The organism is Nonlabens ulvanivorans (assembly GCF_000732625.1).
Taxonomy (GTDB): Bacteria; Bacteroidota; Bacteroidia; order Flavobacteriales; family Flavobacteriaceae; genus Nonlabens; species Nonlabens ulvanivorans.
This window is the reverse complement of record NZ_JPJI01000032.1, coordinates 1,594,123-1,606,675: the sequence shown is the minus strand read 5'-3', so window position 1 is coordinate 1,606,675 and position 12,553 is coordinate 1,594,123. Positions and strand designations below refer to the sequence as shown.

At 34.0% G+C, this 12,553-nt stretch carries 13 protein-coding genes; 6 read left to right on the top strand and 7 right to left on the bottom strand.

From position 1 onward, the window contains the following. The first annotated feature begins 9 nt into the window (after positions 1–9). From IL45_RS14260 to IL45_RS14245, 4 genes are all read left to right on the top strand, one after another. Positions 10–1,332, top strand: coding sequence for a cryptochrome/photolyase family protein (locus tag IL45_RS14260; protein WP_036585092.1), 1,323 nt, complete (start codon positions 10–12; stop codon positions 1,330–1,332). A 57-nt stretch (positions 1,333–1,389) separates the two neighbouring features. Then, on the top strand, positions 1,390–2,883 hold the full coding sequence (locus tag IL45_RS14255) for a cryptochrome/deoxyribodipyrimidine photo-lyase family protein (RefSeq protein ID WP_036585090.1): 1,494 nt from the start codon (positions 1,390–1,392) through the stop codon (positions 2,881–2,883). 71 nt (positions 2,884–2,954) lie between these two features. Next, entirely contained in the window at positions 2,955–3,509 is a 555-nt protein-coding gene (locus IL45_RS14250; RefSeq protein WP_036585087.1) for a hypothetical protein, read from the top strand. 34 nt (positions 3,510–3,543) lie between these two features. Continuing rightward, positions 3,544–4,425, top strand: a complete 882-nt coding sequence (locus IL45_RS14245; protein WP_036585086.1) for a DUF808 domain-containing protein — start codon at positions 3,544–3,546, stop codon at positions 4,423–4,425. 9 nt (positions 4,426–4,434) lie between these two features. Here IL45_RS14245 and priA read toward each other — a convergent pair whose 3' ends face one another. The 5 genes from priA to nadC all read right to left on the bottom strand — a co-directional run bounded on the left by priA (position 4,435) and on the right by nadC (position 9,847). Beyond that, entirely contained in the window at positions 4,435–6,885 is a 2,451-nt protein-coding gene (gene priA, locus IL45_RS14240) for a replication restart helicase PriA (RefSeq protein WP_036585082.1), read from the bottom strand. A gap of 80 nt (positions 6,886–6,965) precedes the next feature. Further along, positions 6,966–7,394 (bottom strand): DUF2147 domain-containing protein, encoded by a 429-nt coding sequence (locus IL45_RS14235; RefSeq protein ID WP_036585080.1) that lies wholly within the window; start codon positions 7,392–7,394, stop codon positions 6,966–6,968. A 64-nt stretch (positions 7,395–7,458) separates the two neighbouring features. Next, the gene (locus IL45_RS14230; RefSeq protein ID WP_036585078.1) at positions 7,459–8,025 is read right to left on the bottom strand and encodes a chalcone isomerase family protein; all 567 of its coding nucleotides are present in this window, start codon (positions 8,023–8,025) and stop codon (positions 7,459–7,461) included. A gap of 33 nt (positions 8,026–8,058) precedes the next feature. Then, positions 8,059–8,988, bottom strand: coding sequence for a YihY/virulence factor BrkB family protein (locus IL45_RS14225; RefSeq protein ID WP_036585076.1), 930 nt, complete (start codon positions 8,986–8,988; stop codon positions 8,059–8,061). Continuing rightward, complete coding sequence (nadC, locus tag IL45_RS14220; RefSeq protein WP_036585074.1) at positions 8,981–9,847, bottom strand: carboxylating nicotinate-nucleotide diphosphorylase; 867 nt, start codon at positions 9,845–9,847, stop codon at positions 8,981–8,983. Before nadC ends, IL45_RS14225 begins: the two co-directional genes overlap by 8 nt. 76 nt (positions 9,848–9,923) lie before the next feature. Here nadC and rlmH point away from each other — a divergent pair, with 76 nt between their 5' ends. Beyond that, on the top strand, positions 9,924–10,397 hold the full coding sequence (gene rlmH / locus IL45_RS14215) for a 23S rRNA (pseudouridine(1915)-N(3))-methyltransferase RlmH (RefSeq protein WP_036585072.1): 474 nt from the start codon (positions 9,924–9,926) through the stop codon (positions 10,395–10,397). A gap of 74 nt (positions 10,398–10,471) precedes the next feature. Next, entirely contained in the window at positions 10,472–11,197 is a 726-nt protein-coding gene (locus tag IL45_RS14210) for a thioredoxin family protein (protein ID WP_081866625.1), read from the top strand. Positions 11,198–11,246: 49 nt separating this feature from the next. Here IL45_RS14210 and mnmD read toward each other — a convergent pair whose 3' ends face one another. Both mnmD and IL45_RS14200 read right to left on the bottom strand, forming a co-directional pair. Continuing rightward, complete coding sequence (gene mnmD / locus IL45_RS14205; protein WP_036585070.1) at positions 11,247–11,915, bottom strand: tRNA (5-methylaminomethyl-2-thiouridine)(34)-methyltransferase MnmD; 669 nt, start codon at positions 11,913–11,915, stop codon at positions 11,247–11,249. Continuing rightward, positions 11,916–12,473: a DUF4920 domain-containing protein gene (locus tag IL45_RS14200; protein WP_036585068.1), complete on the bottom strand. Its 558-nt coding sequence runs from the start codon at positions 12,471–12,473 to the stop codon at positions 11,916–11,918. Between the last annotated feature and the right edge of the window lie 80 nt (positions 12,474–12,553).

Genomic DNA, 12,553 nt, shown 5'->3' with positions numbered 1-12,553 from the left:
CCTAACAAAATGAGTGAAAAAGTAAATATTTTTTGGTTCCGCAGGGATTTAAGATTGGATGATAATGTAGGTTTTCTAGAGGCTCTTAAAAGCGACTTACCTGTCTTACCTATTTTTATTTTTGATAAAGAGATTCTAGATCACTTACCAGAAGATGATGCTCGTGTCACTTTTATATTTGAGGAATTGCAGCGTATGCGTAGCAATCTTCAAGAAAATCATGATAGTTCACTAGCTATGTTTTATGGGAAACCGTTAAGTATATGGCAAGAGATTATAGATAATTATGAAGTGAATGCTGTCTATACCAATAGAGATTATGAGCCCTATGCACAAGAAAGAGACCTAAAATTAACCTCTTTCTTTAATGACCAGAAAATAGAATTCTTTACTTATAAAGATCAAGTTATCTATGAAAAAGATGACATCGTAAAAGGCGATGGCGATCCCTATGTGGTTTATACACCTTATAAAAATAAATGGCTAGAGAATTTCCGCAATGATTTTGGTAAAGCTGATAATCTTACCATTCATTATACTAGCGAGTATTTGGATAATTGTATTAAAAATAGTCGATTACCCAACTTAGATTTATCTGATATGGGATTTAAAAAATCAGATATAGAGATTCCCGATTATAATGTAAAGCCTACACTTATAGAGGATTATGAGAAGACAAGAAATTTTCCTGCCTTAGAAAATGGTACATCGCGTTTAGGCGTGTATTTAAGATTTGGTGTCGTTAGCATCCGTAAAATGATGAAAAAGGCAGATTTGGCAAGTGAAAAAACTTTTATGAGCGAGCTCATTTGGCGTGAGTTTTTTATGACTATACTGTATCATTTTCCTCATACAGTAGATAAAGCCTTTAGGTCAAAATATGATCGTATAGAGTGGAGAAATAATGAGGCCGAATTTGAGAAGTGGAAAAATGGACAAACAGGATATGCCATCGTTGATGCTGGTATGCGCGAATTAAATACTACAGGCTATATGCATAACCGAGTGCGTATGCTAGTTGCCAGCTTTTTATGCAAACATTTATTAATAGATTGGCGTTGGGGCGAGCGTTATTTTGCAGAGAAGCTTCTGGATTTTGACCTTTCTGCAAATGTTGGTAACTGGCAATGGGCTGCTGGTAGCGGTGTAGATGCGGCTCCATATTTTAGGATATTTAATCCTATCACTCAGAAAGATAAATTTGATAAGAATTATAAATATATCAAGCAATGGGTTCCAGAGTTTGATACAGATAATTATGTAGAGAAAATGGTAGATCATAAAGAAGCACGTGAACGATGCCTAAAAACCTATAAAGAAGCTGTGGCTTAAAGACTGTAGATCAGATACAATCACAACCACTAGGCTAAACATCATTCATTTGTCAATTTGAAACAATCCATTAATATAGTTTGGTTTAAAAGAGATTTAAGAATTCTAGATCACGAGCCTTTATTAAAGGCAACGCAATCTGGATTGCCTATACTCCTACTCTATGTTTTTGAACCTATGCTGCTTAAAGATTGTCATTACAGCAAGAGACACTTTGATTTTATAAAGCAATCGTTAGAAAACATGAACGATAAGCTAGCATCTATAGATACTAAAGTACTTACTATAGAGTCTGAAGCACTGACTGCTTTCAAAATATTAGAGCAACAGTACCAAATCAAAAATGTATATTCCTATCAAGAAACAGGATTACTAAAGACCTTTAAAAGAGATCTTGCAATTGCTGGATATTTTAAGAAAGTTAGTATTCATTGGGAAGAAAGCATTTCTAATGGTGTGGTACGAGGAATAAAAAACAGAACCAACTGGAAAGAGCACTGGATTCAATTTATAAATGCAGACTTACAACATCCAGACTTTGATAAAGCGATTATCATTAAAACCGAAACCATAACTCAACTTGAAAAACACTTCAACGCTACCGATTTAACCACTTCAAAAACTAATCATTTTCAACCAGGAGGAACCACCACAGGCTTAAAATACTTTGATAGTTTTCTTACGGAACGCATTACCGGATACAATCACCATTATTCAAAACCACTGACCAGCAGATTGCATAGCAGTAGGTTATCACCATACATCGCATGGGGCAATATAAGTGTGCGCATGGTTGCTCAAAAGGCTAGTGCTGCAAAACATTATGTAAAAGATAAAAGAACACTCAATTCTTTTCTATCAAGACTAAGATGGCAAGCTCATTTTATTGAAAAATTTGAAATGGAGCATGAAATGGAATGGCAGAGCGTTCATATGGCATATCGTGATTTAAAAAAACCTGTCAATAAAGAGTTTCAGCAAGCCTGGCGTGTAGGTAGGACAGGTTATCCACTTGTTGATGCCGCCATGCGTTGTTTAAATACTACGGGATTTATCAACTTCAGGTTACGGGCGATGCTCACTGGATTTTTCACCCATCATTTATGGCAACCATGGCAGGATGCTAGCAATCATCTAGCGTCTCAATTCTTAGATTTTGAGCCTGGTATTCATTATCCGCAATTGCAAATGCAGGCTGGTGAAACAGGAATCAATATAGTACGCGTTTATAATCCTGTAAAAAATAGTCTCGAGCATGACCCAAAAGGTATTTTTATTAAAAAATGGGTTCCTGAAATAGCTCATCTACCATTACGATTTATTCACGAGCCATGGAAAATGACAATGATGGATGAACAGTTTTCTAACTTTAAACTTGGGATTGATTATCCAGTAAGGTTGGTGGAAAATACGCTTTCGCGAAAGCGTGCTCAAGATATCCTCTATGGTATACAGAAAGACCTTAAAAGTAAAGCCGAATCAAAACGTATTATCTCAAAACATACTAATCCTAATCGTGAAATATGGCCAGGTGGTCATGAATTGAAGTAAACAATTCTCAGGTTTCAATTATACTTATTAAAATTTTTATAACTTGATAAACCTTAATACAGTAAACCTTAATGGAACAAATCAACATCATATTTTTTGCTATTCTTTCTTTTTTTAACGTTGAAAATGGACGCATTGCAGCGACCAAAACAACAGTCACTGTAGATACATCTCGTAAAACGGTGCTGATTGAACAAGAAAACTTATTCTCTATTATTAAAAATGAATCGGAAGCTAATGTGGTTGTAGATCAATGGAATCACTTCATAACTATGATGGATAAGGATATTATATGGTCTGAGGATCTGAAATCTTTTACTTATAAGAAAGTTATAATTAATACTGTTGAAGAAGGTATTCTTCCTAAAATAACTTTAAGCTACAGTCATACTAATGATTTACGTGATTTGGGAATTTGGTTTAATGAATTGAAAAATGATTACTCTATTAATAATGTACCTGTTCAAAACTTAAAGACTAGCGATGGAGTATTACATGGTAATTATTGGGTATTTGAAGGTGACCAAGTGTTCTTATTTACTTTAGAACCTTTTTTAGACTTACCAGAAGGATATCAATCTTTTGTAAAACCACTAGAAGAAATATTATCAGAAGCCAAAAAGTAATTATATTTTCGTTGTTTAAAAATTAGGAATAGATATGGCTTCAGGATTTTTTGCATTACTAGATGATATTGCAGTACTTATGGATGACGTAGCAGCGATGAGTAAAATTGCTACTAAGAAAACTGCTGGTATTCTAGGAGATGATCTTGCGGTAAATGCAGAGAAAGCGTCTGGATTTGTGTCTTCACGAGAGATTCCTGTTTTATGGGCTATTACTAAAGGCTCCTTTATCAATAAACTTATCATCTTACCTCTAGCCTTTCTATTGAGTGCCTTCTTGCCTATCGCGGTCACCATTATATTAATACTAGGCGCGATATACCTTGCATATGAAGGTGCAGAAAAGATTTATGAATATGCTTTTCCACATGAACATCCCAAAGCTCATTTAGAGTCTAAAGAATATACTGAAGAAGAAATATTGACCTTTGAAAAAGAGAAAATAAAATCTGCAATTTTTACTGATTTTATATTATCTGTAGAGATTGTTATCATCGCTTTAGGAACTGTTTTAGGAGAAGATATTACAACTCAAATTATGGTTGTATCGTTTGTTGCTATTGTTGCTACCATCGGAGTTTATGGAATAGTTGCGTTAATTGTAAGAATGGATGATCTAGGTTATCGTTTAATTAAAGCTAGTAAGAGTGAAAAAAGTTTTACTAAAACAATAGGTCAACTATTAGTAAAAGCCTTACCACTTATTATTAAAGGATTAGCTATTGTGGGAACAATCGCATTGTTACTAGTGGCTGGTGGTATATTTCTTCATAATATCGAGTACTTACACGATTTATTACACGGTTTACCTTCTATTGTTGCTGAGTTTTTAGTAGGTCTAGCGGTAGGTATTGTCACTCTTGTTATTATTAAAGCCTTTAAAAAAGTATTTTTAAGCAAGAAATCAGTGTCATAAAAGAAAGTTTTAGTAACAGTCTACATCTACATTACATCTTACAGAATTGAATCCTTTAATAGATTCAAAACTGCGCTTTACTTTACGGATATAATCTTTTATGGTATTGGGATGATGTTGTTTTCCCATTTTAACCATGACGTGTACTTGATACAAATTACGTACACGAGTTACTGCAGGAAATTCTGGTCCTAACACTTCTACTCCATGCTCAATTTGATTTAATGCGTTTACAAACCATTGTCCTGCCTGTAACGTCGTATTATAATCACGATTTTTAAAAGTTAATCTTATCAATCGCTGATATGGAGGATATTTAAATTGATAACGATCTTCTAATTGGTCTTTAAACATTGCACCATAGTCATAAGTACTTACCTGTTGTAGGATTTGATGCTCTGGATTATAACTCTGAATCAATACTTTGCCACGCTCTGCAGTACGTCCTGCACGTCCAGACACTTGTGTTAATAGATGAAAACATCTTTCATGTGCTCTAAAGTCTGGAAAATTGAGCATGGTATCTGCACTCAAAACACCGACTAAACTTACGTTTCTAAAATCCAAACCTTTAGTAAGCATTTGTGTTCCTACAAGACAATGAACCTCACCAGTATCAATTTGCTCAATAATTTTTTCAATACTATTCTTTCCTCTAGTCGTATCTAAATCCATACGAGCAATCTTAAGATCTGGAAATAATTCTTTGAATTCTTCTTCAATTTGCTGTGTACCAAAACCTTTAGTGTCCAGAGATGTACTAGAGCAAGAAGGACATTCTGGAGGCACGATTGTGTGATAGCCGCAATAATGACATCGCAACTGTTTTTTATATTGATGGAATGTTAAGCTCACATCACAGTTAGGACATTGAGGTGCATTACCACAAGTGTTACATTCTAGGATAGGTGCATAACCTCTTCTATTCTGAAATAAAATGACTTGATTATTATTCTTAAAAGCCTCTTGCATTTGCTCAATTAAGCTATCAGAAAAATGACCTTTCATTTTCTTACGCTTATGCTTATCTTTTATGTCAATTATTTGAATTTCAGGCATTAACACTTTTCCATAACGCTCTTTCAATTCAACTAATCCATACTTTCCTAAAGTTGTATTATAATAACTCTCTAATGATGGAGTCGCAGACCCTAATAAGACATCAGCTTTTTTCATATGTCCTAAGACTACCGCTGCATCACGTGCATGATATCGAGGATCTGGATCAAACTGTTTAAAACTCGTTTCATGCTCCTCATCTACAATAATGAGCTTTACGTTTTGAAATGGTAATAGAATAGCACTACGAGCTCCTACAATTACATAAGGCTCTTTATTTTCAATAACATGATTCCATACTTCTAATCTTTCATTAAGATTATATCTAGAATGATAAACGAGCACCTGATGTTTGAAATAATGCTTTAAACGAGATATAAGTTGGGTAGTTAAAGCTATCTCTGGTAATAGATATAACACCTGGTTACCTAACTCTAACTGTTCTTGAATAAGTCTTACATAAATTTCGGTTTTACCACTTGATGTAACTCCATGTAACAAAGTTGTTTTACCGGCTGCAAATTGCTCTCTAATCTCATTAAGTGCTTCTTGTTGCGCTGGTTGAAGTTCAAAAAGTTCGCTTCCTTGTTCTTTTTCATCGAGAACACGATCTATAGCTTGTTCTTCTTCAATAAAAATGTTTTTATCTATTAAAGCTTTAATAATTGCTCTAGAAACTCCTGCTCTATCCTGCAATAATTTTGATGTGACTAATTTGTTTCCTGTTTGTAACATGAATAATGACATTACTGTATCACGCTGTTTTGGCGCTCGAGTCATATCATCTAGCAAATTTTTAAGCTGCTCTTCATCTTTATATCTTTTGTTGAGAAAGATATACTTTACCGTTTTTGGCTTATAAGTAGAATAGACTTCTTCTTGAAGAATGATCCACTCTTGTTCGAGCATCTTTTTAAGAATAGGCAATACAGATTTTCTGTCTAAAATATCCATTACCTCTTTTACCTTCAAGGCTGGTCTATGAAGTAGCGCTTCCATAATTAAGAATTGCTTATCATCTAAAAAATCATCATTAACTTCTGTATCTGGATTTTTAAGAATAATTGTCTCACTCTCCAGTAGTAATGACTTAGGCAATGCAGCACGCATCACTTGACCTAAACTACATACATAATACGAGGCTATCCATTCCCAAAACTTTAGTTGATCTTTTGTTACTGTAGGTAACTCATCAACTATGAGTTCAATATCTTTTACCTCATAATTAAGTGGTGGTGATTGATGAATGTGATGAACAATACCAGTGTAGATTTTAGATTTTCCAAACGGGACAGCAACACGCATTCCAGGTTCTAAAAAATCAGCCTCGGCAGCAGTAACTCGATAAGCAAAAAGCCTTTCAAGCGGTAACGGTATGATAACATCAATATAATGGGACATAAAAAAATCTACTATGTAAAAATAGTAGATGATTTAAAGTGTTGCATGATAAATATCGGTTATTTATCCAATAATTATTTTTACTTGAGTCTTACCCAAGTCTGTGTGCGATATAAAAATAGAATATATCCTCTAACCATTAACAGATCTGGATTATCCTCATTGAGCCAAATCTTGCAATCGTATGATTTACCATTTTCTGGGTCAAGCACAGTACCATTTTTATAGACCTTATCTTTTGCCTCTAAGTCATTAATAATGACTAGACCTTCAATCGGTGCGTCCTTTAAGTCACCATCACAACTAATACATAACGGTTTTTCAGGCGCTTCTGGATCAAGTACTTTTAATACTTTACCATAGTATTTCCCATCGTTCTCAAAGATTTCTACATGAGATTTAACAATACCAGATTCTTCGTCAACAGTTTTCCAAACACCCGTGATATCTTGTGAATACGCTTTCGCGAAAGCGATAAAAATAAAAGCTACGGTAATCAATAATCTCATATCTGTAAATTAAAAAACCCACGCAAAGTTACTTCACGTGGGTCATAATATTCTAAAAGTAATATTAAGACTTACCTAACATTCCTTCTTTTAAATCTTCATCTGCTGGATCGTCTCCTAACCAAATTCCGAATAAAGCTCTTTTAAATTCAATACCAGCAATAGTACCTAAAGCTTTACCGTTTTTAGAAACCATTGTCCCTTTTCCTGGTACATAAGCGATTTGAAACTCATCACCTTCTACTATAGCATCTTTAAAAAATCCTATAAATCTCGTAATATCTCCTTTAATTGCAGCACGCTCTGCATCAGTACAGCTATCTTCAAAGCCATCTTCTACAGCACTCTTCATTTTGTCTTGAGTCACTTTACTATCAGTAATATCTAGTGTGATAGCCATAGCTAAATCTGCATCTACTAGTGTAGAGCCATCACCAGACTTGACTGTTGTGTATAAAGCACCTACATATAGATCAAACCATAATTTTTCTCTAAGTCCTGCTCCATTAAGCATCAATTCTTGTCCTTCAACAGTAAGTGATTTTTCAACCTTTACATCATTAATGGTTACTTGAGCATTTGTAGTAAAAGTAGCTACTAAGGCTACCGCTAATAAAATTAATTTTTTCATTGTGATTCTTATTTTGGGTTTTTAAAGATAATATTAAGTATTCAAATTCTGTGCCTTTAATTTTCTTAGTGAAGCATTTAATTCAAAACCTAATAGTAAAATGTTGGAATTGAGCCATATATAAATCATTAAGATTAGTAAAGCACCTATCGATCCATAAATTTCATTATACGAAGTAAAATTATCTATATAAATACCGTAAAGAACTGACAATAAAACAATTAATATTGTAGTTACGGTCGCTCCGATTGAGAAAAATCGAGATTGTCGTCCATCTCTTGTCCCAAAATAATAGAGCACGGCAACAAAGATATAGGTAAGTATTATCACAATTAAATATCTAACAAATACTAGTGTTCCACCTTGACCGGTTTCACTCATAATATTAGATTTACGCAACTCCTCTAGTAAGTATTCCACATAACCTGCTACAATTACCATAATTAAAAGAAAAAAGGTAAGCATCACCGATACGGCAAGTGAAATAGCATATTGCCTAAAAAATCCACGATTGAAATCTGTATGATAAGATCTTTCAAAGCCGTTAAAAACAGCATTAACACCGTTAGACATAAAGATTAATGAAGATACAAACGCGATGGTTAATAAACCTGTATTACCTTGAAGTGCAATTTCTTTAAATATTTGATCAAAAATACTTACCGCTTGTGCTGGTAGTAATTCAATTACAAATTCTAAAAACTCATTCTGAAAATTCTCAATAGGAATAAAAGGTATAAGATTTAATACAAATAGAAGAAAAGGAAATATGGCCATAAAAAAGCTATAGCTAATAGCACTAGCCCTTGCAGAAAAAGCTCCTTGTGCAATTCCTATAATGTAGGTCTCTGCTACATCATAAAGAGTCATCCCTTCTAATCCAGGTATACGTATTTTATTTGCAAGATTAACCGGCCATCTTAAAACCGGTATACGATCTAGTAAATCTTTGGTTTTACTCATGGACCGCTTTAAGACTTAAATCTAAATTATAAACGCTATGTGTTAAAGCGCCACTTGAGATAAAGTCTACTCCACAGGCTGCATATTGAGGTGCGGTGTCTAAAGTGATACCACCGCTACTTTCTGTAAGGCATTGATCACCTATTAGTTCGACAGCTTTGCGTGTATCTTCATAATTAAAATTATCAATAAGAATGCGGTAAACACCATCATTTGTAAGGATCTCTTTAATCTCATTGAGATCCCTGGCCTCAACAATAATCTTCAAATCACGATTAGTATCCTTAAGATATTGTTGCGTTTTTTGGATCGCTTTACTAACACCACCGGCAAAATCTATATGATTATCCTTAAGCATGATTACATCATAAAGGCCAAATCTATGATTAACTCCACCACCAATCTTTACAGCCCATTTTTCAAGTACTCTAATACCAGGCGTCGTTTTTCTAGTATCAAGTATTTTTGTTTTAGTACCTTCTAAAGCATCAACAAAAGTTCTTGTTTTAGTAGCAATAGCACTCATGCGCTGCATTGCGTTTAATGCTAAACGTTCTGCCTTTAAAATAGACTGTGATGAACCTGTTACATAAAACGCCTCGTCACCATATTTTACAGGACTGCCATCCTCTATTCTCACATCAATCTTTAAATCCGGATCTACTTCATGAAATACAGCTTTTGCAAATTCTACACCAGCAAGAATACCATCATCTTTTACTAATAAACGGGCTTTACCTGTTGCTCTTGTAGGAATACAGGATAAGCTACTGTGATCTCCATCACCTACATCTTCTCTTAAGGCATTAGTGATAATGCGTTTAATTTCTTCCTTAAATGCTGTGCTTCCGTATTCCATTAGTATATTTTATTAATCAAAAATAAGCTAAACATCTGTTTTTACATATTGTTAAAATGCAATTAACTTTGTCAATATGAAAATTACACTCCTAGCCGTAGGCAAAACAGATGATTCTCGAATCGAACAACTCACACAGATGTATGTCGATCGCCTAAAGCATTATATAAACTTTGAATTAGAAATAATTCCAGATTTAAAAAAAACAAAAAATCTGAGTGAAGATCAACAGAAAAATGAGGAAGGCAAACTAATCTTAAATAAACTTGAAAAAAGCGATTTCGTCACCCTTCTAGATGAAAGAGGTAAAAAACTATCTAGTCTTCAATTTGCTGAGTTAATTAACAAACGTAGTGTATCGGGCTTAAAAAGGCTGGTCTTCATAATAGGAGGCCCTTATGGATTTTCTAGTGATGTTTATCAAAGAGCAAATTCAAAATTATCTTTGAGTGACATGACTTTTTCTCATCAAATGGTACGGTTATTTGCCACAGAACAAATTTATAGAGCTTTTACTATTCTAAGAAATGAGCCTTATCATCATGAGTAAATAAAAATACCCCATAAAGGGTATGTCTATTTTCTACAAAAATTTGTTAATTGCAGATTATAAACCAACGAATTATGAAAAACCTTCTATTATTAATGCTTGGAATGCTTTCTTTACAAGCAATTGCTCAAATTGAAATTAATGATGATAATGCTGAAGAAAAATTACTAATAAACAATGATAAACTTATCATTGTAGACTTTTATGCTACGTGGTGTGGTCCATGTAAAAGAATGGATCCGATTATAGAACGTCTCGCTGAAAAATATGGTGACCGTATTTCTATCTACAAAATTGATGTTGATGAAAATGAGGTTGATGACGCTTTAAGTGTCACGTCAATACCAACTTATTACTTTATAAAAAATAAGGAAACTCTAGATTATATGGAAGGTGCTATGTCTGAAGAAGATTTTGAAGATCTTATCATTGAACATGGTGGTTTTTCAAGTAGTTCTTCAAATGCTGGGAATTCTGAAGGTACAGAAGGTGAATATAGTCAAGACAGTATAGATGCGATATGGTATGATAGCAACGCTTTAAATAGTAAAGCATGGCATGCTTATCTAGAACACTCTGAAATTGATGTTTTATTAAAATCTATTAAGATGGTAAAACGATCTATAGAGTTAGATGCTAACTACAATAATACCGATACTTATGCCGCATTATTATATAAGACTGGTCGATATGATGAAGCATGGAAACAAGCTAAAGCAGCTATTTTACTAGCTAAAGAAGAAGACGTAAGTTATAGTAGCACGCAAGAATTATTACTTAAGATTGTAGATAAAATGTAAATTATCAAACACCAGTAAAAAAGCCGTTCTACACATAGAACGGCTTTTTTTATGTCATTTTTCTTCCTCTTAACATCTCACGTTTGCCTGGTGGACCAGGTAACCTCTCTATGATAAAGCCTGCTTCTTGCATATTTCTACGCGCTTGACCTTGTGCACAATAGGTAGTTAAAATTCCTTCTGGCTTTAATGCTTTAAAAGCTGCATTAAATATATCTACCGTCCACAATTCAGGTTGAACTCTAGGCCCAAAAGCATCAAAGTAGATAATGTCAAAACGTGACACATCATTAATCTGATCAAATTTTTTCTCTAACTTTTCAATAGAAAACTGATCTGTAAGCTGCACAGCTTGCTCCCATTCACATTGATGAAGTTTTTCATACAATACTTGATTTCCTAATAACTGTCCATAATTAACTTCAACAGCTTCAGATACAGCTATAGGAAAAGCTTCTACGGCGGTATAATAAATAGAGTGTTCAGTTGGAAACTGTGCCGTAATCATTGCGTTAAGTCCAGTACCTAAACCATATTCTAATATAGAAATAGGTGATGTTTGTTCACGCTTTCGCGAAAGCGTATCCTTAAGACCCATCTCTATAAAAACATGAAGCGCCTCTTGTAAGGCGCCATGTTTTGAATGATATTGTTCATTCCACTCTGGCATATGAATAGTTTTAGAACCATCGCCAGTAGTGATTATTTCACGTTTCATCTACTCTTCTGTAGTAGGTTCCATACCTTCTACATCTGGATTTTCAAATTCTTCCACCAAAGCACCATCTGCCATAAAAGCATAGGTTACTTTGTCCTCAGTAATCTTTGCTATTTCTTCTTCACTTTCTCCAGCGTCTTGTGCATAATGAATCAACTCATCTTTAGGAGTAACACTTTTATAAGCCTTACCTCTTAAAATAACTTCTTTATCCGTACCATTTTTAGGCAAAAAGAAACCATAGTCTTTAAATTTTACAAAAGCAGACTCTGTATCATTAACAGGTAATTTAATCCAGCATCCTTTATTGACACATACCTCTTGAATCATTCCTTTTACTTTAACTTGCATGGTATCTCCTTCTTTCATCCCTTCATAAAAGCTACCTAACTTTGACGCTTCAATGGCGTCAGATGCGTCAATTTTTTCTCCATAGCTCATATAAGCCATTTCTTGAACTTGCTCATCGTTGACAGCTGGTGTCATGTCTTCTTTTACCTCTTCTTTACATCCTACCATAGCAGCTGCTGCTAGTAAGGCGAATACAATTTTTTTCATAATGTTGATAGTTTAATGCAAATTTAAGAATTCGTTTAGGTAATTGATGTATAGATATCCAGTATCTTTGCAAAAAACTT